Here is a 23,351-nt window from a genome sequence, read left to right as displayed (position 1 = left end):
GCAGGTCTCGCGTTGCGAATTGATTTATTCGGAAAAACGAGAGGGATCGATTGAGGTGGATCGCACGTTATCGTTGACTGTGCGGGGTATTCGCACCTATAAGGTTGCAGTCTGATGGAATGGGGCGATTTTGAAAATATGGCACTTTAAAATTCACGTTTTATCTTCGGTGCGATACACTGTGGCGATGAGTCAATTTCTTGAGGATGATTGCTAATGAAGGCATTCTGTGTTTTTAACAATAAAGGTGGTGTCGGAAAGACGACCTTGCTGTGTAACCTTGCGGCATATTTCTCTATTAAGTTAAAAAAGAAAGTTTTGGTGGTTGATGCTGATCCACAATGCAATGCTACCGCTTATATGTTTAAAGAGAAGGCGTTGGATGATCTTTATTCTTCATCGAAGGATGGGGACACCATAAATCAACTTGTTACGTCGCTGAAAAAATCGAAGGGGTATTCGGATATTCCTATAAAAAGAAGCGAAAGTTTCGGTGTTGATGTTGTGCCTGGCGACCCGCGATTTTCGTTGGCGGAGGATTTTCTGGCGAAAGACTGGGTGGATGCGACAAGTGGTCAGGAGCGCGGGCTCAAGACGACTTTTCTCTTTCGTGCTTTGCTGGTGTGGGCTGAGTCAAAAAAATATGACTATGTTTTCTTCGATATTGGGCCGTCGCTTGGGGCAATAAATCGGACGGTTTTGCTTTCGTGCGACTACTTTATCTTGCCAATGTCTTCGGATATTTTTAGTCTTCGCGGTTTGCAGAATATCGAAGTTGCTATTACTAGCTGGAGTAAGGGGCTTGATCGCGGATTGGCGAGTTACAAAGAGGATAATGGGGTAGATTTTGAGTTCGATGATGCGGGGACTCCAAATTTAACGGCTATAAAATTCTTGGGGTATGTGACTCAACAATATACTGCGAAAACGGTCGCGGGAAAGAAGCAGCCAGTGGATGCTTATGAAAAAATTATTAAAAGAATAGATCCGGAGATAAAAAAGAGCCTGATCGATAAAATAAATGGAGGTAAGAAGTTGAATTATAAGCTTGGGGAAATACCGTATTTCAGTAGTTTGGTTCCCATGGCGCAAACTTCGACCAAGCCGATTTTCTCACTCAAGTCCGCTGACGGTGTCGTTGGGGCGCATTTTGATAAGGTTAAGCAATTTGAGGCTGTAATTTCTGAAATCGCTGGTAATTTAGCGACGAATATCGGATCTATTAAATGAAATCTATTTGGCCGCCAGAACTCGTACACGCCATTGCGTGCCGCCGGTGCGTTCTTTTTTTTGGGGCCGGGGTCTCGATGAATTCAACCGGGAAGGGGGGGGTGCGCCCGCCGAGTTGGAGTGATTTTCTTGTGGAGGCCACGAGGGAATTAGGCTCCCCAAACAAGAAAATTGTTAAAGAGGTCAAGAAGCTAATTTCGGATTATGACTATTTGACTGCGGCAGAGGTGATTAGGAATGAAGTAAAGGTTGAGAAATTTGCAAATTTGGTGAAATTGCATTTTCATACGCCAGACTTTAAGGCGGCTCCAATTCATAAATTTCTTTTTAATCTTGATCTTCGTATTTCAATTACTCCAAATTTCGATAGTATTTATGAAACGGCTGCCGCGGAGCGAGGGGCGGGTGCAATAACTGTCAAGGTGTACAATGAGAATGATATAGCCGATTCGTTGAGGCGGCACGAACGTGTGTTGATTAAGAGCCATGGTTCAATTTCATCGCCAAATAATCTCATTTTTACTCGGACAGACTATGCAAAGGCTCGTAATCAGCATAGTCAGTTCTATGAGTTGATGGACGCGCTTCTTCGAACGCATACGTTCATGTTTGTTGGGTGTGGGATTAATGATCCGGATATTCGGTCGCTTCTTGAAAATTACCGGTATCGACATCCGTATGGTCAAAGTCATTATTTTGTAACGGCAGAGAAAAATTATTGTCCGCAAGTGAAGGATGTTTTGGCGGAATCATTGAAAATTAATTTCATCGAATACACTTATACGAAGGATCACGGATTTCTTACTGCGGAACTGGCGCGATTAAATTCGCTGGTTGAATTGGAGCGTATTTCACTAAGTAAGAGCCAAGCGTGGTAATGGGAGGCGTGTTGTAGTGAGGATGGTCGGTGGAGTCGGGTATGTAGTGGCAGCGATAGTGACGTCGCAGCCACCATTCGCGCGCATTATGTGGCTCGGTGGCGTGCCGTCAACCCGGGCAACCCAGCCGATCCGCGAGTTCGTTCAGGTCCCTGACGTCGAAATCCCACGCATCGTCGGCTTGCAGGTCGGTCGTCTGGCCGGGCCCGTGCTCGGTCGGCCGCAGCACGAACGCGGTCGACAGCCCGAGCCGGCGCGCGGCCGCCAGATCGCCGTTGTGCGCGGCCACCAGGCACAGCTCGGCCGGCGCGAGGCCGAGAATCTCGACCGCTTCGGTATAGACGGCCGGCGACGGCTTGTACGCGCGGGCCACCTCGGCGCCGAGAATCGCGTCCCACGGCAGCCCGCCGTGCTTCGCGACGTCGACCATCAGCCGGATGTTGCCGTTCGACAGCGGCGCGATGATGTAACGGCGCTTCAGCCGGTGCAGCCCGGCGACGGCGTCGGGCCACGGATCGAGCCGGTGCCACGCGAGATTGAGTGCGTCGATGTCGGCATCGGGCATGTCGACGATCCCGAAACGGTCGAGCGTACGGACGAGGTTCTCGCGATGCAGCACGTCGAGCCGCACGTAACGGCGGCGTCCGCTGCGGATTTCTTCCATCGACGGCGAATATTCGTCGCGCCACGCATCGGCGAACGCGAACGGGTCGAGCGTCGGCGCGTGGCGGTCCAGGAATGCGGCGGCGCCGCGTGCGACACCGCTTCTCCAGTCGACGATCGTTCCGAAGACATCGAAAACGAGCGCCTTGATTTCGGCAGGGTTCGTCATGGGGATCCAGTGAAGGTCGATCGATGAGGGTACGAATCGCCGTGCCGCCGGATGGCGCGGCGCCGGTTCGATCGACATTGAATCACGGATACGAAAACGCGGCGGGGGAGGCCGCGATGCGGGCCCCCGCCGGAGTCGGAAGCAGGACAAGCACACGGTGCCGGCCTGACAGCGCCTGCCGTCGCGCGCGCCCGGCCGGTCAGCACATCCGGAAGGATCGACGGGCGGCGCGCCCGCGCCAGCCTGCGCCGCAGCAACCTTGGCATCGAATCCGCCGCCGCCTGCAAGCCGCGCGAGAACCGAGCGTAAACCCCCGATGCAAGCAGGCACGCCGATCGTCACGGATTGGTGTTAAATACATTTCGGCGCGCCCTCGCTCGGCGCGCAAACGGGGCGCACCGGGGATCGGCGTAAACCCGGAGCGGAACAGGGCACGAAATATCGATAACGAACCGGGCGCACCAGACCCGGTCGGACAGACGGCAGGATTCACTTGAATACCGAACCGCAAAGTTCTCGCTACAGCCTCGGGCTCGCCGCGGAAGTGCTCGCATCCGAGCAGAGCGTGCTGAGGCTGATCACACGCAACACGCCGCTGCCGGAACTGTTGGTCGAAGTTTGCCGGCGTGCCGAGGCTTTGCTCGGCGACGGCGCGTCGTGCACGATCCTGCTGCTCGATACGGACGGCGTGCACGTGCGCGTCGGCGCGGCGCCGTCGCTGCCCGCGCAGTACAGCGCGGCGATCGACGGCGCGACGATCGGCCCCGCGGCCGGCTCGTGCGGCACCGCGATGTACGAGCGCCGGATGGTCACCGTCGAGGACATCGAAACCGATCCGCTGTGGGCCGACTATCGCGCCATCGCGTTGCCGCTCGGCTTGCGCGCGTGCTGGTCGGTGCCGTTCCTCGACGACGCGGGCGCCGTGCTCGGCGCGTTCGCCGTCTATCATCACCGGCCGTGCCGCCCGAGCGACGAGGAAACGGGGCTGTTGCGCGATATCGGCAACAGCGTCGGCCTCGCGGTGCACCAGGACCGGATCGCACGGCAGCTCGCGCGCAGCGAGGAACATCACCGGCTCGTCGTCAACAGCCTGAGCGAGGGCATCCTCGTCGTGTCGCGCGAGGGCGTCGTGATCGCGAGCAATCCGAGCGCGAACCGGATGATCCGCGCGAAGGGCGAACTCGTCGGCCGTCGGCTGTCCACGGTGATCCTGCGCAAGCTGTACGAGGACGGCACGCCGATCGACCCGCACGACTGGCCGAGCCGGCGCGCGCTCGAGACGGCCACGCCGATGCTCGACTACACGGTCGGCTTCGGTCTCGCGGACGGCGACATCATCTGGGTGCGCGGCAACGCGGTGCCGATCGTGCGGCCGGGCGAGACGCAGGCCGACTCGGTGCTCGTGTCGTTCAACGACATCGGCCCCGTGCGCGAAGCGCAGCAGCAGTTGCGCTACATGGCGACCCGCGACGCGCTGACGGGCCTCTACAATCGCCGCTGGCTCGGCGACCGCATGCGCGAGCTGTTCGGCGTGCGCGATGCGGCGGCCGGGTCTGCGCGCGTCGCGATCCTGTTCATCGATCTGGTCGGCTTCAAGAAGGTCAACGACACGGCCGGCCACGACGCGGGCGACGCGCTGCTGCGCAGCGTCGCGGCGCGGCTCGCGGGCTGCGCGGACGGCCGCTACGCGCTCACGCGCGTCGGCGGCGACGAGTTCGTGATCCTCGTCGACGACTGCGACGATCCCGAGCGTCTCGCGGGGCTCGCGCGCGAGGTCATCGACGCGATCGCGAAGCCGTTCGCGATCGCGAACAACGAATACTGGCTCGGCGTATCGATCGGCATCAGCGTCGCGCCGCGCGACGGCGACGACGCCGTGACGCTGATGCGCAACGCCGATTCGGCGATGTACGACGCGAAGCAGCACGGCCGCAACCATTTCACGTTCTTCACCGCGCAGCTCAACCTGCGGCTGCAGCGCCGCTTCGCGATCGAACAGTCGCTGCGGCGCGCGCTGGCGTCGGACATGCTGCGGCTCGCGTATCAGCCCGTGGTCGACGCGCGCACCGGCCGCACGGTCGGCGCCGAAGCGCTGCTGCGCTGGACGAGCCCCGAGCTCGGGCCGATGTCGCCGGCGGAATTCATTCCGGTCGCGGAAGACACGGGGCTGATCGTCGCGATCGGCCAATGGGTGCTCGAAACCGCGTGCCGGCAGGCGGCCGAGTGGCGCCGCACGATCGCGCCGGACCTGATGCTGGCCGTCAACCTGTCGCCGCGGCAGTTTCACGAAGGGCTCGTCGAATCGGTCGCCCGCTGTCTCGCGCAAACGCGGCTCGACCCGTCCGCGCTCGAACTCGAGATCACCGAAGGCGTGCTGATGAACGACACGGACACCGTGCTGCCGATGCTCGAAGCGCTCACGGACATGAACGTGCGGATCTCGGTCGACGATTTCGGCACCGGCTATTCGTCGCTCGCGTACCTGAAGCGCTTTCCGCTGCACAACCTGAAGGTCGACCGTTCGTTCGTGTCGGGCGTGCCCGATCATCACGACTCGGTCGCGATCACGCAGGCGGTCGTCGCGATGGCGCATTCGCTCGGCATGAAGGTCACGGCCGAAGGCGTCGAGACGCAGGCGCAGTCGTGGTTCCTGCAGCAGATCGGCTGCGACATGCAGCAGGGCTATCTGTTCAGCCGCCCGCTGGATGCGCACGACTACGCGCGCCGGCTCGGCGCCGCGTGAGCGCGGCGCGCTCGCCGGACCTGGCGCGTGAGTGCGCTAGCTAGCGCGCGCCGAACCCGCCGGCGCCCGGCGGCGTCGGCGACGGATCGATCTCGACCCGGTTCTTGCCTTCGTGCTTCGCGCGATAGAGCGCGCGGTCGGCCGCCTCGATCAGCACGGTCGTCGGCAGGCCGGGTGCGGGCACGATGCTCGCGCCGCCGATGCTGATCGTCACGATCTGGTTGCCCGTCGACGCATGCGCGTGCCGCACGCGCAACGCCTCGACCGCGAGCCGGATCTTCTCGCCGAGCAGCCGCGCGGCGCCCGGCGACGTGGCCGGCATCACGACCGCGAATTCCTCGCCGCCGAAGCGGGCGGCGAGATCGCCCGACTGCCCGAGGCAGCGCTCGATCGTCGACGCGATCTGCTTGAGCACGCTGTCGCCCGACACGTGCCCGTACGTGTCGTTGTACAGCTTGAAGTTGTCGACGTCGATCATCAGCAGCGACAGCTCGCTGCGCTCGCGCGTGCCGCGCCGCCACTCGGCGGCCAGGTATTCGTCGAGATAGCGCCGGTTCGACAAGCCGGTCAGGCCGTCGGAGTGCGTGAGGCGCCGCAGCTCGAGATTGGCCTCGAGCAGTTGCTGTTGCGACTGCCGCAGCGCGCGATAGGCTTCGTCGCGCTGCAGCAGGTTCATATATGAGCGCGAGTGGTAGCGGATGCGCGCGACGAGCTCGATGCGATCGGGCAGCTTGACCAGATAGTCGTTCGCGCCGCACGCGAACGCGGCGCTCTTGATCACCGGTTCTTCCTGCGTCGACAACACGATGATCGGCACGTCGCGCGTCGCCGGATTCGCGCGGTACGCGCGCACGAGACTCAGCCCGTCGGTGCCGGGCATCACGAGATCCTGCAGGATCACGGTCGGGCGCGTCTCGATCGCGGCGGCCATCGCGTCGTCCGAGCGCGGGCAGTAGTGGAAGTCGATGCCGTCCTCGTCGACGAGCGCGCGGCGCACGGCTTCCGCGACGATCGTCTGGTCGTCGACCAGCAGCACCATCGCCGGCGCGTCGGCGGGCGACCCGGTCGGGCCGCCCGGCGGGCGAGTCAGGTCAATCGTCATGGTCGATGCGGGTTGTTGCGGTTGTTGCAAGGGCAGGCATGGGCGTTGCGCGCGGTCATCGTCGGGCTCAGATCCGCGCGAGCGCCGCCAGCTCGCCCGCGATGCGCCCGAGCGGCAGGATCGCGCGCGCCGCGCCGAGCGTCGCGGCTGCCTTCGGCATCCCGTACACGGCGCTGGTTGCCTCGTCCTGCGCGATCGTATGGTAGCCCTTCATTCGCAGCGCCTTCAGGCCGATCGCGCCGTCGCGCCCCATCCCGGTGAGCAGTACGCCGATCACGCGGCCGGGCCAGTGCTCGGTCAGGCTGTTGAAGAATACGTCGACCGACGGACGATACGGCGTGGCGGCGGGTTCCCGCGTGTATTCGAGCGTGCCGGCGCGCGTGATGCGCAGGTGATCGTCGGTCGCGGCGAGCAGCGCGACGCCCGGCTGCGGGCGGTCGCCTTCGTGCGCGACGCGCACGGCGAGCCGGGTCTGACCGTCGAGCCATTGCGCCATGCCTTCGGCGAACGCGCGATCGACGTGCTGCACGATCACGATCGGCGCATTGAAATCGGCCGGCAGGCTGCCGAGGATCGACGCGAGCGCGCCGGGGCCGCCGGCCTATGCGCCGATCGCGACCAGCGGGCCGGCGCCGCCGCGCGCGGCCGCGCCCGTGACGCGCGTGCCGCCCGGCGCGTCGAGCAGACGGCCGATCTGGTCGATCTTCGCGAGCAGCAGTTTCGTCGTGTCGCCGGCCGAGCCGTCGCCGAGCCGCGGCGTATCGACCGCGTCGAGCGCACCGGCGCCCATCGCCTCGAACACGCGCCACGCGTTCGCGCCGATGCAGCTCGTCACGATCAGGATCGCGCACGGTCGTTCGGAGCGCATGATCCGCCGCGTCGCTTCGATCCCGTCGAATTTCGGCATGATCAGATCCATCAGCACGATGTCGGGCGGCTGCGCGGCGCACAGTTCGACGGCCTGCGCGCCGTCGGTCGCGACCCACAGCACGCGGTGCTCGGGCCGTCGCGCGATCGCGCGGCGCATCGCCTCGACGGCAAGCGGGAGGTCGTTGACGATGCCGATGTTCACAAGCGGAATTCTCCGGTCGGTTCGTAGTGTTGTTGGAGGTGGGCCGGGTTCATGGAAGGTGCAGCCGGTTCGGCGCGTCCGGGCGGCATCGGCGGCCGGACGGCGCGGCATTCTTTTGGGTTGACGACGCCCGAATGCTGTCATGCGGCGCGGGCGGCGGCAATCGAAAAATTTGCGCATGGTGCCGTTTCAGTGCGTTTCCTCTATGGCGATGCCGCATTGCCTGCAAGCGGGCCAGTCGATCCCGTCCGGACACGCCGCAAAAGTCCGCATGTTACCGTGCCGGCATCGACAAAAAGAAAGGAGAGAACCGGATGACCGTGCCCGATACCGTCCTCGTCAGCCGCGACCCGCATGCGCCGATCGTGATCGAGCAGGACGGCCGTTTGCTGTACCGAATCCACATCGAGAGCGGACACGCGTCGTTCTACCGCGATTTTCCGGTCGAACCCGATGCGGTGCGCGTGCTGCGCGACGACGCCGAACGCTATTACTTCCTGTTCGCGGCGCTTCACCATCCGTACCAGTTGAGCGAGACGAACCTCTGCGACGCGGAGCGCGAGCGGTATTTCAGCACGATCCTGTTCGCCGGCCGCGACGCGGTCGAAGCCTTCATGACGGAACGCGATCGTGCCAGCAACGGCGCGGTGGCGAATTTGCTGGGGATCTTCACGCAGGCCGATTACCGACAACTGCGCGACGGCCGGTGGTTCGGCGTGGGCGCGGGCACGCCGGCTGCATAGCGGCCCGTACCGCGGCATCGGGCCGCGCAGCGGCCCCGCCGCCGCGCCGTCAGTGGCTGCGCGCGTAGCCCTGGATCAGCGCGCGCATCATCCCTTCGACCGTCGCATCGCGCAGGTCGTCTTCCTGCTCGGCTTCCTCGACGAGCGCGGCATAGGCGGTCGCGAGCGTCACGCGGTCGACTTCATGGCGTTGCTCCATCAGCGTCACCATCCCGTCCTTCGCCAGATGGGCGGAGAACGCGCGGCTGCCGATGGTCTGGAATACGTCAATCATGGCGGCTCTCCCGTACGTTGCCGATGCTTTTCAGTTTAGTCGGCGTCCCGGGCCCGCGCCACGCGTGCGGGCCGGCCGGCCCGATTCGTCCGATGAAATGTGGCCGACACACGGCGCGGGCACGGTGTCCGTCGGCTTCAACGTTTACCCGAGCCGCCAAATTGTCGACTTTTTATCGATAAAGTCTCGTGTTAGATTTCGCCGTCCGAGCCCGATGCAAACCGGGCCGGCCGCGCGCGGCCGACGTGCCGCGCGTCCAGACACAAGGAGGGGAAATGCTGGTGCTGATTGGGGTGCCGATCGTCGTGATCGGCTTCGCGCTGCGCTTCAATGCGCTGCTGGTGGTCACGATCGCGGGGCTCGCGACGGGGCTGGCGGGCGGGCTGAATTTCGTCGACATCGTCAGCGCGTTCGGCAAGGCGTTCACCGAGAACCGCTACATGGGGCTGATCTGGCTCACGCTGCCGGTGATCGCGCTGCTCGAGCGCAACGGGCTCAAGGAGCAGGCGAAGCGGATGATCTCGCGGGTCCAGGCGGCCACCACGGGCCGCGTGCTGATGCTGTACTTCGTGCTGCGCCAGGCGACGGCCGCACTCGGCCTCACGTCGCTCGGCGGCCACGCGCAGATGGTGCGGCCGCTGATCGCGCCGATGGCCGAGGCCGCCGCGGTCGGCCGGCACGGCGAACTGCCCGAGTCGGTGCGCCAGCAGATCCGCGCGCATGCGTCGGGCGCGGACAACGTCGCCGTGTTCTTCGGCGAGGACATCTTCATCGCGATCCAGTCGATCCTGCTGATCAAGGGCTTTCTCGAACAAAACGGCATCGCCATCGAGCCGCTGCACCTGTCGGTGTGGGCAATCCCGACCGCGATCGCCGCGCTGCTGATCCACTGCACGCGCCTCGCGCTGCTCGACCGCCGGCTCGCGCGCGGCTTCGGCCTGGTGAAGCAGGAGGGCGCGCGATGATCGGCCTCGAATCGCTGTACACGCTCGCCGGGCTGATGTTCGCCGCGTTCGCGTACTTCAACCTGACGGACCGCACGAATCCGCGGCGCGTCGTCAATTTCGCGTTCTGGGCCATCTACGCGGTCACGTTCCTGTTCGGCGCGCTGCTGCCGCATTTCGTGATGGGCTGCCTGGCGATCGCGCTCGCGCTGATCGCCGGCTCCGGCAAGCTCGGCCGCGGCCAGTCGGACGAGGCAGACGTTGCGGCGGCCGTGCGGCGCGAGACGCTCGCGCAGCGCTTCGGCAACCGGCTGTTCCTGCCCGCGCTGCTGATTCCGCTCGTCACGCTGATCGGCACGTTCGCGCTGAAGCTCGTGCCGTTCGTCGAGCCGAAGAGCGTGACGCTGATCTCGCTCGTGCTCGGCACGATCGTCGCGTTCGTCGTCGCGCTCGCGATGCTGCGCGATTCGCCCGTGCATGCGCTGAAGGAAGCGCGCCACACGATGGACGCGGTCGGCTGGGCCGCGATCCTGCCGCAGATGCTCGCGGCGCTCGGCGCGCTGTTCGCGGTCGCGGGCGTCGGCGGCGTGGTGTCGGGGCTCGTGAAGGAGTGGGTGCCGATCGATTCGCCGTTCGCGGTGGTCGCGGCCTACACGGTCGGCATGGCGCTGTTCACGATGATCATGGGCAACGGCTTCGCCGCGTTCCCGGTGATGACGGCCGGCATCGGCCTGCCGCTGATCGTCCACCAGTTCCACGGCAATCCGGCGATCATGGGCGCGATCGGGATGCTGAGCGGCTTCTGCGGTACGCTGATGACGCCGATGGCCGCGAACTTCAACATCGTGCCCGCGGCGCTGCTCGAACTGAAGGACAAGAACGGCGTGATCAAGGCGCAGTGGCCGACGGCCGTGCTGCTGCTGGCCGTGAACACGCTGCTGATGTACGCGTTCGTATTCCGCTTCTGATTCGATGGACGAGATCCTCATGACCGACCGACTGACCCCCGAACTCGCGTCGAAATTCGCGTCGCTCGCGCTCGCACACCTGACCCGCGAATATCCGAACAAGCTCACGCATGCGCTCGAAGGTCCGCACGACGTGCAGGGGCCGCGCGCGCTGCACCCGATCTTCTACGGCAGCTATGACTGGCACTCGTGCGTGCACGGCTACTGGCTCGTGCTGCGCGTGCTCGAACGCTACCCGGCATTGCCGGAGGCCGAGCGCATCGTCGCGATCGTCGACGCGCACTTTACCGACGCCAACGTTGCCGGCGAACGCGCGTATCTCGCGCTGCCGCACAACAGCGGCTTCGAGCGGCCGTACGGCTGGGCATGGCTGCTCGCGCTCGTCGCGCAGCTCGAGCGGCTCGCGCTGAAGGGCGTGCTGCCGCAGGCCGCGCGCTGGGCGAAGACGATGGCGCCGCTGGCCGACCTGTTCGTGTCGCGCTTCGAGACTTTCCTGCCGAAGGCGACCTATCCGCTGCGCGTCGGCACGCACTTCAACACCGCGTTCGCGCTGGCGCTCACGCTCGATTTCGCGCGCGATACGCAGCGCGACGGGCTCGCCGCGCTGATCGTCGATACCGCGAAGCGCTGGCACCTGAACGACGTCGCATGCCAGGCGTGGGAGCCGTCGGGCGACGAATTCCTGTCGCCCGCGCTGATGGAAGCCGAACTGATGCGGCGCGTGCTGCCGGCCGCCGAATTCGACGGCTGGTTCGCGCGCTTCCTGCCCGACCTCGCGCGCGGCGAGCCGGCGACGCTGTTCGAGCCGGCGACGGTCAGCGACCGCAGCGACGGCAAGATCGCGCACCTCGACGGGCTGAACCTGAGCCGTGCGTGGTGCCAGCGTTCGCTGGCCGGCGCGCTGCCGGAAGGCGATGCGCGGCGCGCGAAGCTGCTCGATGCGGCCGACCGGCATCTCGCGAGCGCGCTCGCGCACGTGGCGGGCGACTACATGGGCGAGCACTGGCTCGCGACGTTCGCGCTGCTCGCGCTGGACGCGTAGCGCGCCATCCGCCAGTTCGCCGTCTCGCCATGGACAAGCTTATTTCCTACGTCGCCGCGATCCACGGGCTCGCCGGGTCCGTGTCGGTCGTGTCGCACGCGACATCGCATGATCGCTGGACCGACGACGACGTCGAGGTCACCCGCGACGAAACCGAATACCGGTTCGATAACGGCGCGATCGTGCGCCGCTCGGTCGAGCAGGACCGTGCGCCGTCCGACCTGCTGTGCGCCGAATGCTGGATCGACTACGACGTGCTGCGCCATCCCGATGCGCAGCCGATCAACCCGTCGCGGTTGACGTTCGACAACGCGTGCCGCGAAACCTTCTGGCTGCGGTACCACCTCGCGTGAACGTGCGCGCCATGCATGAGTGCTTGAGGCTGCATCAGGCCGGCGGCCGACGAAGCGCGTGCCGGGGATGTCGGCGCCACCGGTCTCGTCGAACACGCAGTCCTCGGTCATGAAGCCCATCAGCGCGTGAGCGTCATGCCGACTGAGTTCGGGACGGGATGATTAAATTGATTTTTTTGAAAATCAATCGGGTAAGTTCTAAATATATTGATTTTTAAATTTCCGATATTTAACAATCGTTTTGATTTTCTCCGTGATCTCATGGCAATGAGTTTTCTGGTGTTATTCGAGTAAGATTGTCAACAGAGAGCGATGAATAAAAAGGCTTGCCGCCTGATGTATGCCCGGTTCCGGCGAATGGTAGTGGCCCTCGAGGAAGCGGCAAGTACCTTGGCCGCACGCGCTTGCCGATTACCGCTGCTTCGCAGGCGGCGAGCTATCCATTGACCAGTACGCATGTGGTCCAGGTGCACAAGGGATTGCCGCAGGTAAATACCGCGAAACCATCGGATGCCGGGGAGGGCAGTCAATAGCTCTATTGTGTTATCCCGCTTTGCAATGCAGATTGATATAAAAAGCGGAGCACACGGGATGACCTCGATAACTCTCGATTTAGGTTCAGGAAAACGCGCGACATTGACTCGCGCCACAGGTTCTATCGGTGCAAGCCGATCGATGGGGCAACGCAGCGCCGTTTCGGAATTGATGCTGCACTGGCCGAAATATGCGGGCCTCACTGCCAACGCGTTGGCGTACATGCGGCAACTGGGTCTGGATGTGCTTCAGGGCACGCCGCTTGACGCGCTCAAATCCGCCATAGAAATCGGTCGCGTAGCGGTCGAGATTGACCGCAGGGTAGGCGAGGGTGGCGGTAGCGGTGGCGGCCAGCCGTCAACTCCACCCTTCCCGCGTGCCAGCAGGCTTGCCAGCGTGCCGCGGATGACTTCGCTGCCGGCCGACAAACCCCTGCCGAGTTGGGTGATGCCTGACGACGTGTCTGGCGACTCGCTGTTGGCCTACTTGGAAAGCGTTATTGGCGGCAGTGGCGCCGGCTGCACAGCCGGTTTTACGGGTGGTGCCTCATCATTGCTTGGAGATGCGCAGCCGTTCGACTATGCCGCACTCGCAATTGGCGAGCGTGTTGAATCGCTTGCCGCGGCGACCAACAATCCGAACTTTGCGGCAAAGATGCTCGGCTACGATCGCAAGACGTTCGGGCAGATGCTGCATATCTTGAAGCCCGCCAACGGCTTGGGACCGGCCGACAACGTTATCTTCCACGACAGCGGCGACGTTGAATTCAAAGGCGTAATTATTGATAACATCCATGACTATGCACGCTGAGCCCTCTCCGCCCACCGATAGCGCCCTTGCGCACGCGACGTTCATCATTTCATCGGACGGCGCGCACCCGGACACGTGGACCGCTTTCTTCGGCATCTTCCCGAGTCGAACGATCACGAAAGGGAAGCCCTATCTGCTGCCCTCCGGGCGCTTGAGTTCCCGGCCTGGAAAACTCAATCTATGGGCGCTGGAAAGCAAGGCCGCCATTCAAAGCGATCGGTTGGAGCCGCATCTCCGCTACCTGATCGAACGACTCTCGTTGCCGCGTGAAGGTCTTCTCGAGCGTATCGAACAAGCAGGGGCGCGTATGCGGTTCTTCTGTTACTGGGACAACGAGAAAGGTGATCGTGCGCCCTACGTGTCGGACGCTACCCGCCAACTCATTGAATCAGTCGGGGCAGTGATCGAGATCGACGAATATCGATAGCGTCCACGGCTGCTGGCGTTTCCGTGACGCCTGACGCGACGCGCATACCTCGGTCCGCCTCCGCCCTGGCACAGGCGCGAGCGTGCGGCAGTTCCCGCTGCGGCGCGCCGCTGAGCGGTAAATAGGTAACCGATGGAAGGTTTTTTGTACTAATTCAGTCAATCTTTCGTGGAAGGCGACCGCCTTTGCGTCGCATGCAACACCGCTTTCCATGACGAGGGCCGACGCGGCGGCGGCGACTCGCTACACTGCCGTACCGGTTGGACGGGCCCCGGCATCAGGCCCGCGAGCAAGGAGACAGAAGAGGATGGACACCCCACGCGCAGCGGTCGTCACGTACCGCGGGAAGGCGATCGAGAACACGCACATCGCCCATGTGGCGGTCGTCGATGCACGCGGCCGGCTGCTGGCCCGGTTCGGCGATCCGTTCCGGATGACGCTCGCGCGGTCGGCGGCCAAGCCGGCCCAGGCGCTGTCGGTGATCGAGACGGGCGCGCCGGAGCGCTTCGGCTTCGACGACGCGGACATCGCGCTGATGTGCGCGTCGCACAGCAGCGAGGATCGTCACATCGAACGCACGCGCGCGATGCTCGCGAAGGTCGCCGCGCACGAATCGGATCTGCGCTGCGGCGGCCATCCGCCGTTGTCCGACGCGGTGTACCGGGCGTGGATCAAGCGCGACTACACGCCGACCGGCGTATGCAGCAACTGTTCGGGCAAGCACGTCGGGATGCTGGCCGGCGCGCAGGCGATCGGCGCCGCGATCGCCGATTACCATCTGCCCGACCATCCGATGCAGGTGCGCGTGAAGCAGGTGGTGGCCGATGCATGCGGGCTGCGCGACGACGAGGTCGACTGGGGCATCGACGGCTGCAACCTGCCGACCCCGGCGTTCTCGCTGGATCGGCTGGCGCGCCTGTACGCGTCGCTGGCCGACGGCGCGGACGCGGTGGAAGCGGGCGGCGCGCTCACGGACCGCATTCGCGCACTGGCGCGCATTCACCGTGCGATGACCGCTCATCCGGAGCTGGTGGCCGGCGAAGGGCGCTATTGCACGGTGCTGATGAACGCGTTCGGCGGGCAGGTGGTCGGCAAGCTCGGCGCGGATGCGTGCTACGGAATCGGCGTGCGCGCGTCGGAACGCACGCGGCAACTCGGCGCGGACGGCGCGCTCGGCATCTCGGTGAAGATCGAGGACGGCAATCTCGACGTGCTCTATATGGTCGTCAGCGAAATCCTCGAGCGGTTGCAGATCGGTACGGCCGAGCAGCGTGCGCAATTGTCCGCGTTCCACCGGCCGCGGATGCTCAACACGCAGGGCGTCGAGTTCGGGCACGCGACGTTCCCGTTCGAATTGCAGGCGGCCTGAACGCGGTCGCCGCGCCGATGCCGTCGGCCCGCAATCCGGGCCGTACCGCGGCGCGCGCTACGCGCGTGCGTCGCGAATCTTCGCCAGCTCCCGCTCCGACAGCTCGCCGATCTGCGCGAGGTGTTCCGCGAGAAAATCCTTCAGCACGCGCAGCTTCGCCGAGCTGCGCCGGTTCGCCAGATACGCGATGTAGATGAATTCGCCGGTCAGCCGGTTCTGCAGCCGGTAGCGCGGCAGCACGGCTTCGAGCTGGCCGCTCGCGAGCAGGTCGCGCACCAGCCAGATCTCGAATTCCGCGATGCCGAGCCCCGCGCAGGTCGCCTCCAGCAACAGCTCCGAATGGTCGGTGACGAGATTGCCGGCCGGCAGCACGCTGTGCCGCGTGTCGCCGCGCACGAGCTCCCAGCGCGGATCGCCTTCCGGGTGCACGTAGCGCAGGCAGTTGTGATGCTTCAGGTCGTCCGGCGTCGCCGGGCGCCCGCAGCGGTCGAGGTAGCCGGGCGTCGCGCACAGGATGCTGTCGTTGCGCGACAGCCGGTGGACGACCAGGTTGTCCAGGTAGTTCTCGCCTTCGTGGATGTCGAGATCGAAGCCGCCGGCCACGAGGTCGTTGTGGTTGTCGGTGAGCCGCACGTCGAGCTGGATCGTCGGGTAGCGCGCGAGAAACGGCGCGATCAGCGGCGCGAGATGGCGGCGGCCGAACGCGACCGGCGCGGTGAGCTTCAGCGGGCCGCTCGGCTGCGCATTCAGCTCGGCGACGACACGCAGCGTGTCGTCGAGATCGGCGATCAGTGTGACCGCGCGCTCCAGATAGATATGGCCGGCCTCGGTGAGCGTCACGCTGTGCGTCGAACGGTGCAGCAGCGCGACGCCGAGCGCCTCCTCGATCGCGGTCACCTTGCGCGCGACCGTCGACGTCGACACGTGCATCTCCTTCGCGACCGCCGAAAAACTCCCCGTTTCGACCACCCGCACGAACGCGCGCATCGCGCCCAGGTGATCGATGCCGGTTTCTCTCGCGCCTTTTTTCATTCGATTCTCGCTGTTGCGTCCCACGCAAAACCGATTTCGATAATACAGAAGGGAGCATGTTTTTGCAAAGGCATAGAATGCGAACCCGTCGCGTCGGCAAGCGGCGGCCGGCGAGCGGCACGAGACATTTCAGGAGGGCACGATGGCAGAACACGGCTTCCGCGTCGAAGCGGATCTTTTAGGGAAACGAAGCATTCCGGATACCGCCTATTACGGCGTCCACACGCTGCGCGCGAAAGAGAATTTCGACATTTCGGGCCGCACCATCGCGTCGCTGCCGTACCTCGTGATGGCGCTCGCGTCCGTGAAGGAAGCGGCGGCCGACGCCAATTGCGAACTCGGGCTGCTGCCGAGGCCGTTCCGCGATGCGATCGCCGCCGCGTGCGTCGAGATCCGCGAAGGGCGGCTGCACGACCAGTTCGTCGTGGACGTCATCCAGGGCGGCGCCGGCACGTCGACCAACATGAACGCGAACGAGGTGATCTGCAACCGCGCGCTCGAAATCATGGGCCACGCGCGCGGGCAGTACGAATACCTGCACCCGAACGAGCACGTCAATCTCGCGCAGAGCACCAACGACGTCTATCCGACCGCGATCCGGATCGCGACGTGCTTCGCGGTCGAACATCTGCTGGAGGCGATGGCGCGGCTGCGCGATGCATTCGCGGAGCGGGCCGACGCGTTCGCCGGCTTGCTGAAGCTCGGCCGCACGCAGTTGCAGGACGCGGTGCCGATGACGCTCGGCCAGGAATTCTCGACCTACGCGGTGATGCTGACGGAAGACATCGCGCGGCTGCAGGAAGCCGGCTGGCTGATTCGCGAGATCAACCTCGGCGCGACCGCGATCGGCACGGGCATCACCGCGCATCCGCAATACGCGGAGAAGGCGCTGGCCGCGCTGCGCCGCATCACCGGGCTCGACCTGAGCACCGCGCCGAACCTGATCGAGGCGACGCAGGATTGCGGCGCGTTCGTCCAGGTGTCGGGCGTGCTCAAGCGGATCGCCGTCAAGCTGTCGAAGATCTGCAACGACCTGCGGCTGCTGTCGAGCGGCCCGCGCGCAGGCTTCGGCGAAATCAACCTGCCGCCCGTGCAGGCCGGCTCGTCGATCATGCCCGGCAAGGTCAATCCGGTGATTCCGGAAGTCGTGAACCAGGTCGCGTTCGAGGTGTTCGGCAACGACGTGACCATCACCTTCGCGGCCGAGGCCGGCCAGCTTCAGCTCAACGCGTTCGAACCGGTGATCGCGAGCGCGCTGTTCCGCAGCTTCAGCCACCTGACGGCCGCGTGCACGACGCTCGCACAGCGATGCGTGAGCGGCATCACCGCGAATCCGGAACGGCTGCGCGAAACGATGGAGCGCTCGGTCGCGCTCGCGACCGCGCTGAATCCGTATATCGGCTACAAGCGCGCGACCGCCGTCGCCGCCGAAGCGCATGCGACCGGCAAGTCGATCCGCGAGGTCGTGCTGGCGCGCGAACTGATGACCGAGGCGCAACTCGACGAAGCGCTGCAGCCCGAAGCGCTGATCCGGCCGCGCGCGTTCTGACGCGAGCCGGTTCGCGGTCGTACCGAAAGCGCCCCCGGAGCGGGGCGCGACACATTTATAAACAACGGAGACTCACGATGACACACCCCAGCGAGCGCCCGGCCGGTCCGGCCGGCGGCGCGGATGCCGCGCATGCCGATCCCGATGCGATGTTCGCGTCGCACGAAGCCGGCTATGCGAAGCAGTTGAAGCCGCGGCACGTGCAGATGATCGCGATGGGCGGTGCGATCGGCACCGGCCTCTTTCTCGGCGCGGGCGGCCGCCTGCAAAGCGCGGGGCCCGCGCTCGCGCTCGTGTATCTCGTGTGCGGCGTGTTCGCGTTCCTGATCATGCGCGCGCTCGGCGAACTCGTGATGCATCGGCCGACCAGCGGCAGCTTCGTGTCGTATGCACGGGAGTTCATGGGCGAACGCGCGTCGTTCGTCGCGGGCTGGATGTACTACCTGAACTGGGCGACGACCGGCATCGTCGACATTACCGCGGTCGCGATCTACATGAAGTACTGGGCCGTGTTCACCGACGTGCCGCAATGGGTGTTCGCGCTCGGCGCGCTCGGGATCGTGTCGGTGATGAACATGATCGGCGTGAAGGTGTTCGGCGAGATGGAGTTCTGGTTTTCGCTCGTCAAGGTCGGCACGCTCGCGGTGTTTCTCGCGGTCGGCGCGGTGTTTCTCGCGAGCGGCCATCCGGTGGCGGGGCAGATGACGGGGCTGCATCTCGTCGCGGATCACGGCGGGATCTTCCCGCACGGGATTCTGCCGGCCGTGCTGATCGTGCAGGGCGTCGTGTTCGCGTATGCGAGCATCGAACTCGTCGGCGTCGCGGCGGGCGAGACGGCCGACGCGCGCAAGGTGCTGCCGAAGGCGATCAACAGCGTGATGTGGCGCATCGCGCTGTTCTACGTCGGCTCGGTCGTGCTGTTGACGCTGTTGCTGCCGTGGACCGCGTACAGCTCGCATGAAAGCCCGTTCGTCACGTTCTTCAGCAAGCTGGGCGTGCCGTACGTCGGGACCGTGATGAACGTCGTGGTGCTGACCGCCGCGCTGTCGAGCCTGAATTCCGGTCTCTATTCGACCGGCCGCGTGCTGCGCTCGCTTGCGATGGGCGGCTCGGCGCCGCGCTTCGTGTCGCGGATGAACGCGCGCGGCGTGCCGTACGGCGGGATCCTGATCACGGTCGCGATCAACGCGATCGGCGTGCCGCTGAACTACATCGTGCCGGCGCAGGCGTTCGAGATCGTGCTGAACATGGCGTCGCTCGGGATCATCACGACGTGGGGCTTCATCGTGATGTGCCAGATCCTGTTCCGCCGCGCGGTCGATCGTGGCGAGATGAAGGCCGTGTCGTTCCGGATGCCCGGCGCGCCGTTCACGTCGTGGCTCACGCTCGCGTTCCTCGTCGGCGTGCTGGTGCTGATGGCGTTCGACTACCCCGGCGGCACGTGGACCATCGCGATGATTCCGGTCGTCGTGCTCGCGCTGGTGATCGGCTGGAAGCTGGCGAAACGTGGTGCCGAGCGCGAACGGGCGGCGGCGATGCCGGCATCCGTGCGCGCCGTTGCGGATCCCGCGCAGAACGCGTGATGAACGCTTGACGTCATGCACCGGGGGCGTCGGTCCGTTCGCGGGCCGACGCCCCCGGTGCGTTCGGTTCCGGTTCAACTCACATTCAGTTCAGCCCGGCGCGCTCGCCGACCCATCGGCCGAAATCGCCGGCCATCTCCGCGGTCAGCTCGTGGCCGGCCGCATACAGCCGCGTGTCGTGCGCGACGCCGAGCGCCGTCAGCTTCGCGTCGGCCGTGTCGGCCCACGCGATGGGCAGCTTGTCGTCGAAGCGGCCGTGCATCACCAGCGCGTGCAGCGTGCTCAATGCATCGCGCGGCGCGATCAGCGGATCGATTTCCGGCAGGACGCGCCCGCACAACACGGCGAACGCGCTCACGTCGCCCGGCGACGTGAGGCCGACGCTCGCGCTCATGATGCCGCCCTGGCTGAAGCCGGCGATCACGGTCGGCAACGCGGGGGCCGCGCCATCTCGCGCGCGGAACGCATGCAGCAGCGTGATCAGTTGCATGCGGCTCTCGTCCGCACGCGCCGCATCGATTTCAGGGCCGTTCGGGCCGAAACGCACCGGAAACCACGCATGCTGATTGGGCCCGAACGTGAGCGGGCCGCGCAGGAACGCGATTTCGATGCGCGGATCGATCGTGTCGGCCACGTTCAGCAGGTTGGTTTCGTTACCGCCGACGCCATGCAGCAGCAACAGGCGGGCTGCCGGGCGGCCGGTGGCCGGACGCAGCCGGTATTGAAGGCCGGATTCGGGTTCGGTGGTCAGCGGCAGGACGTCGGTCATTGCGTGGGTCCGGAAGAGGATCGATGCGACAGTCTAGAGCGAGCGGATCGGCAGGGGAATCGCCGGGACGGGATTGATTGTTTCCTGTTGGGAATGAATCGGGGCACGGGTCGTTTCGAGAGCCGGTCACGATGTCACGCGGCCACGCATCTGATCGCGGCCGGCACGCCGATCGGCCCCTACGGCTCATTGATCGCAGGGCAGGCGCGTGCCCGGCACCTGGTGCTCGTCACGCACAACGTCCGCGAATTCGAGCGCGTTCCGCGGCTGCAGTTCGAAGACTGGCTCGCCGAGCCGGACGAAGGCTGAACGGTCGATCATGCAGAGTCGACACTAACGAACCAGCCGGGCGAATACTGAGACGATTATAAAAAATACCAAAACAAACCGCCCGTCGATAATGCGCAAACGTTTTGCCGGAATTCAATAAGACGGATGTTGCGCGCATGAATAAAACAATGAATTTCCGCTATTCCGGCAATTCGTCGAGCGCCGCGGCCGTACGGGGCATGGCGGCGGAAAGTTGACGGCAAATCCGCAAAAAACTTTAGGCATTTCCGCGCGCAATTGATCATTGCGATTTCCTCGATGATCGATTGGTTTTCGGTCATCGGACAGTCATACACCATCCCCGATAATGCGGCGCTCATTCTTTCAATAGACAAATGGGCGATCGAACCCGGATCGCCGCGGGGAGCTGTACTCATGACCATCCGTCATCGCATTACGCTGCTAGTCGTCCTGACGTTCTTCGCGCTGTCCGCGATCGGCGTCTACGCCGTGTACCAGACGCGCAAGAGCGCGTCCGAGGTGCGTCAGGTCACCCAGGGAATCGTGCCGAGCGCGCTTGCGTCGGCGGATCTCGTCGCCGACGTGAAGAACATCCAGATCGCGACGATGACGCTCGTCTACGCGCCCGACGCGAACACCGCCGCGCAGGCGCGCGACGAGCTGAAGGCGAAGCAGGCTGCACTGCGCGCCGCGCTCGACGGGCAGGCGAAATCGGCGGTCGGCCGCGCGCAGGAAGGGCTCGTCGCGCAGGCGAAGGACAGCGCCGCGAACTATTTCGCGGCGATCGACGACACCGTGAAGATGAAGACGGACGGCAAGGTCGAGATGGCGCAGGCGTACCTGTTCGCGAACGTCGCGCAGTATCGCGACGAACTCGAAAGCATCGTCGACACGCTGCGCGTCGAGAAGAACCGCCAGAAGGACGACGCGATCGGCGCGTTGAACGGGATGCTCGCGACCACGGCGACCGCGATCGCGGGCGTCGCCGGCACGGTGATCGTGCTGCTGACCGCACTCGGCTTCGTGCTGTATCGCCAGATCACGCGCCCGCTGATCGGGATGCAGACGGCGATGAGCGAGATCGCGACGAGCCAGGATTTCACGCGCCGCGTGCCGGTGGGCCGGATGGACGAAATCGGCCATTCGATCGTCGCGTTCAACGGGATGATCGAGAAGATCCAGGAGAACGCCGCGCAACTGAAGCAGAAGACAGCCGACATCCAGGCGATGCTGCAAAACATGCAGCAGGGCATCCTGACCGTCGTCGAAGGCGGCGTCGTGCATGCGGAGTATTCGGCGTACCTCGAAACCATCTTCGAGACGAACGACATCGCCGGGCGCGACCTGATGACGCTGGTGTTCGACGATTCGGCGATCGGCGCCGACGCGCGCTCGCAGGTCGACGCGGCCGTGCATGCGTGCCTCGGCGAGGACAGCATGAACTTCGAGTTCAACGAGCATCTGCTCGTCAACGAAGTCGCGAAGCGGATGCCGGACGGCCGAGAGAAGTGGCTCGACCTGAGCTGGTCGGCGATCACCGACGAGACCGACACCGTGGTGCGCCTGATGTTGTGCGTGCGCGACGTGACCGAGATCCGCGAGCTGACCGCGCAGGCCGGCGAACAGCAGCGGCGCCTCGAAATGATCGGCGAGATTCTGTCGATCAGCCAGGACAAGTTCCACGACTTCGTGCACAGCGCGAAGGGCTTCCTCAGCGAGAACGAACGGATGATCCGCCAGCACGAGCGCGTCGATCACTCGATCGTCGCGGCGCTGTTCCGCAACATGCACACGATCAAGGGCAATGCACGCACGTACAGCCTGCAGCACCTGACGAACATCGTCCACGAAGCGGAGCAGGCGTACGAATCGCTGCGCCGCGCGGACGGCGGCCCCGAGTGGAACCGCGACGCGCTGATGGACGACCTGGCGCGCGTGCGCGAGGCCGTCGACCACTACGCGACGATCAACGCGGTCACGCTCGGCCGCAGCGGCGAGCCGGCACCGAATGGCGCCGATTTCCTGATGGTCGAGCGCGCGCACATCAGCGAGAGCCTGCGCGTGCTCGATGGCGCGGATCCGGCGAACGCGTCCGACTGGCACGCGGCGCGCGATGCGGTGCGCCGCATGCTGAGCCAGCTCGGCACGCAAGGGATCGGCGACGCGCTCGGCGGCGTGATCGAATCGCTGCCGTCGCTCGCGGCCGAGCTCGGCAAGCCGGCGCCCGTCGTGCATATCGACAGCCACGGCCAGCGCGTGCGCAGCGAGATCGTCGCGACGCTGAAGAACGTGTTCATGCACCTGCTGCGCAATGCGATCGACCACGGGATCGAATCGTCCGACGCGCGGCGCGCGGCCGGCAAGCCGGCGTCCGGCACGATCGACATCGCGGTCGGCGTGGGCGGCGGCGAACTGTGGTTCGTGCTCGCCGACGACGGCCGCGGCCTCGCGCTCGACCGGATTCGCGGCATCGCGCGCGAGCGCGGCTGGATCGATGCCGCGAGCGAAGCGGCGCTGTCCGACGAGGACGTCGCCGAGCTGATCTTCCGGCCGGGCTTCTCGACCGCTCAGATGGTGACCGAAGTATCGGGGCGCGGCGTCGGCATGGACGCGGTGCGCAACTTCCTGAAGCGCGACGGCGGCGATATCGCGCTGCGCTTCACCGACGATCGCGTCGGCGCGCCGTATCGCGCGTTCGAGACGATCGTGTCGCTGCCGGCGCGCTTCGCGGCGGACGGTGCCGCGCACGGCGCGGGGCACGCGCAGCGCGCGCGCAGCGCGGATATCGGCGCGGCGGAGTGACGGC

The 23,351-nt window shown here is 64.8% G+C and carries 20 protein-coding genes and 3 pseudogenes; 15 read left to right on the top strand and 8 right to left on the bottom strand.

Going from position 1 to position 23,351, the window contains the following annotated elements; all coding sequences use genetic code 11:
* Nucleotides 1-216: 216 nt before the first annotated feature.
* Both JYG37_RS17545 and JYG37_RS17540 read left to right on the top strand, forming a co-directional pair.
* Nucleotides 217-1,230: a ParA family protein gene (locus JYG37_RS17545; RefSeq protein WP_213345663.1), complete on the top strand. Its 1,014-nt coding sequence runs from the start codon at nt 217-219 to the stop codon at nt 1,228-1,230.
* Nucleotides 1,227-2,108: an SIR2 family protein gene (locus JYG37_RS17540; RefSeq protein ID WP_213345662.1), complete on the top strand. Its 882-nt coding sequence runs from the start codon at nt 1,227-1,229 to the stop codon at nt 2,106-2,108. The genes JYG37_RS17545 and JYG37_RS17540 overlap by 4 nt, the downstream gene beginning before the upstream one ends.
* 109 nt (nt 2,109-2,217) lie before the next feature.
* Here JYG37_RS17540 and JYG37_RS17535 read toward each other — a convergent pair whose 3' ends face one another.
* On the bottom strand, nt 2,218-2,940 hold the full coding sequence (locus JYG37_RS17535; RefSeq protein WP_089489251.1) for a haloacid dehalogenase type II: 723 nt from the start codon (nt 2,938-2,940) through the stop codon (nt 2,218-2,220).
* Nucleotides 2,941-3,433: 493 nt separating this feature from the next.
* Between JYG37_RS17535 and JYG37_RS17530 the strand changes: the two genes are divergently transcribed.
* Nucleotides 3,434-5,683, top strand: a complete 2,250-nt coding sequence (locus tag JYG37_RS17530; protein ID WP_213345661.1) for a putative bifunctional diguanylate cyclase/phosphodiesterase — start codon at nt 3,434-3,436, stop codon at nt 5,681-5,683.
* A 40-nt stretch (nt 5,684-5,723) separates the two neighbouring features.
* Here JYG37_RS17530 and JYG37_RS17525 read toward each other — a convergent pair whose 3' ends face one another.
* Both JYG37_RS17525 and JYG37_RS17520 read right to left on the bottom strand, forming a co-directional pair.
* On the bottom strand, nt 5,724-6,785 hold the full coding sequence (locus tag JYG37_RS17525; protein WP_050013754.1) for a diguanylate cyclase: 1,062 nt from the start codon (nt 6,783-6,785) through the stop codon (nt 5,724-5,726).
* A gap of 67 nt (nt 6,786-6,852) precedes the next feature.
* A pseudogene (locus tag JYG37_RS17520) lies at nt 6,853-7,857 on the bottom strand (chemotaxis response regulator protein-glutamate methylesterase).
* Nucleotides 7,858-8,171: 314 nt separating this feature from the next.
* Here JYG37_RS17520 and JYG37_RS17515 point away from each other — a divergent pair.
* Nucleotides 8,172-8,600 carry a hypothetical protein gene (locus JYG37_RS17515; RefSeq protein ID WP_050013756.1) on the top strand — a complete coding sequence of 143 codons (429 nt, stop codon included), beginning with the start codon at nt 8,172-8,174 and terminating at the stop codon, nt 8,598-8,600.
* 49 nt (nt 8,601-8,649) lie between these two features.
* On the opposite strand, the gene JYG37_RS17510 is transcribed toward JYG37_RS17515, so the two are convergent.
* Nucleotides 8,650-8,874, bottom strand: a complete 225-nt coding sequence (locus JYG37_RS17510) for a hypothetical protein (RefSeq protein ID WP_050013757.1) — start codon at nt 8,872-8,874, stop codon at nt 8,650-8,652.
* A 275-nt stretch (nt 8,875-9,149) separates the two neighbouring features.
* On the opposite strand from JYG37_RS17510, the gene JYG37_RS17505 reads away from it, so the two are divergent.
* Genes JYG37_RS17505 through JYG37_RS17490 form a run of 4 tightly spaced genes read left to right on the top strand, consistent with a single transcriptional unit; the run spans nt 9,150 to nt 12,181 of the window.
* The gene (locus JYG37_RS17505; protein ID WP_124638563.1) at nt 9,150-9,839 is read left to right on the top strand and encodes a DUF969 domain-containing protein; all 690 of its coding nucleotides are present in this window, start codon (nt 9,150-9,152) and stop codon (nt 9,837-9,839) included.
* Entirely contained in the window at nt 9,836-10,786 is a 951-nt protein-coding gene (locus tag JYG37_RS17500; protein ID WP_213345660.1) for a DUF979 domain-containing protein, read from the top strand. The genes JYG37_RS17505 and JYG37_RS17500 overlap by 4 nt, the downstream gene beginning before the upstream one ends.
* A gap of 19 nt (nt 10,787-10,805) precedes the next feature.
* The gene (locus tag JYG37_RS17495) at nt 10,806-11,828 is read left to right on the top strand and encodes a DUF2891 domain-containing protein (protein ID WP_050013760.1); all 1,023 of its coding nucleotides are present in this window, start codon (nt 10,806-10,808) and stop codon (nt 11,826-11,828) included.
* A 29-nt stretch (nt 11,829-11,857) separates the two neighbouring features.
* Nucleotides 11,858-12,181, top strand: coding sequence for a hypothetical protein (locus JYG37_RS17490; protein WP_050013761.1), 324 nt, complete (start codon nt 11,858-11,860; stop codon nt 12,179-12,181).
* 42 nt (nt 12,182-12,223) lie between these two features.
* Here the strand turns inward: JYG37_RS17490 and JYG37_RS34805 are convergent.
* Nucleotides 12,224-12,325: pseudogene (locus tag JYG37_RS34805) on the bottom strand (nuclear transport factor 2 family protein); the annotation flags it as partial.
* 447 nt (nt 12,326-12,772) lie between these two features.
* On the opposite strand from JYG37_RS34805, the gene JYG37_RS17485 reads away from it, so the two are divergent.
* The 3 genes from JYG37_RS17485 to JYG37_RS17475 all read left to right on the top strand — a co-directional run bounded on the left by JYG37_RS17485 (nt 12,773) and on the right by JYG37_RS17475 (nt 15,321).
* On the top strand, nt 12,773-13,525 hold the full coding sequence (locus JYG37_RS17485; RefSeq protein ID WP_124554084.1) for a hypothetical protein: 753 nt from the start codon (nt 12,773-12,775) through the stop codon (nt 13,523-13,525).
* Nucleotides 13,515-13,952, top strand: a complete 438-nt coding sequence (locus tag JYG37_RS17480; RefSeq protein ID WP_124630554.1) for a DUF4279 domain-containing protein — start codon at nt 13,515-13,517, stop codon at nt 13,950-13,952. The genes JYG37_RS17485 and JYG37_RS17480 overlap by 11 nt, the downstream gene beginning before the upstream one ends.
* A gap of 307 nt (nt 13,953-14,259) precedes the next feature.
* A complete protein-coding gene (locus tag JYG37_RS17475) occupies nt 14,260-15,321 on the top strand; it encodes an asparaginase (RefSeq protein WP_050013762.1) in 1,062 nt (353 codons plus the stop codon).
* 57 nt (nt 15,322-15,378) lie between these two features.
* Here JYG37_RS17475 and JYG37_RS17470 read toward each other — a convergent pair whose 3' ends face one another.
* On the bottom strand, nt 15,379-16,353 hold the full coding sequence (locus JYG37_RS17470; protein WP_050013763.1) for a LysR family transcriptional regulator: 975 nt from the start codon (nt 16,351-16,353) through the stop codon (nt 15,379-15,381).
* A gap of 142 nt (nt 16,354-16,495) precedes the next feature.
* Between JYG37_RS17470 and aspA the strand changes: the two genes are divergently transcribed.
* Entirely contained in the window at nt 16,496-17,902 is a 1,407-nt protein-coding gene (gene aspA, locus JYG37_RS17465; protein WP_050013764.1) for an aspartate ammonia-lyase, read from the top strand.
* A 77-nt stretch (nt 17,903-17,979) separates the two neighbouring features.
* Nucleotides 17,980-19,485: an amino acid permease gene (locus JYG37_RS17460; protein WP_050013765.1), complete on the top strand. Its 1,506-nt coding sequence runs from the start codon at nt 17,980-17,982 to the stop codon at nt 19,483-19,485.
* 85 nt (nt 19,486-19,570) lie between these two features.
* Here the strand turns inward: JYG37_RS17460 and JYG37_RS17455 are convergent, their stop codons facing one another.
* A complete protein-coding gene (locus JYG37_RS17455) occupies nt 19,571-20,254 on the bottom strand; it encodes an alpha/beta hydrolase (RefSeq protein ID WP_050013766.1) in 684 nt (227 codons plus the stop codon).
* A 144-nt stretch (nt 20,255-20,398) separates the two neighbouring features.
* Between JYG37_RS17455 and JYG37_RS17450 the strand changes: the two are divergent.
* Nucleotides 20,399-20,563: pseudogene (locus tag JYG37_RS17450) on the top strand (PIN domain-containing protein); the annotation flags it as partial.
* A 56-nt stretch (nt 20,564-20,619) separates the two neighbouring features.
* Here JYG37_RS17450 and JYG37_RS17445 read toward each other — a convergent pair.
* Nucleotides 20,620-20,961 carry a hypothetical protein gene (locus tag JYG37_RS17445; RefSeq protein WP_213345659.1) on the bottom strand — a complete coding sequence of 114 codons (342 nt, stop codon included), beginning with the start codon at nt 20,959-20,961 and terminating at the stop codon, nt 20,620-20,622.
* Between JYG37_RS17445 and JYG37_RS17440 the strand changes: the two genes are divergently transcribed.
* The gene (locus JYG37_RS17440) at nt 20,960-23,347 is read left to right on the top strand and encodes an MCP four helix bundle domain-containing protein (RefSeq protein ID WP_213345658.1); all 2,388 of its coding nucleotides are present in this window, start codon (nt 20,960-20,962) and stop codon (nt 23,345-23,347) included. The two genes, JYG37_RS17445 and JYG37_RS17440, sit on opposite strands and share 2 nt — an antisense overlap.
* Nucleotides 23,348-23,351: the final 4 nt, after the last annotated feature.

The sequence above is a fragment of the Burkholderia sp. LAS2 genome (assembly GCF_018417615.1).
Lineage (GTDB): Bacteria > Pseudomonadota > Gammaproteobacteria > Burkholderiales > Burkholderiaceae > Burkholderia > Burkholderia sola.
Note: the sequence above shows the minus strand (reverse complement) of the source record. Positions and strands in the feature narration are given on the sequence as shown.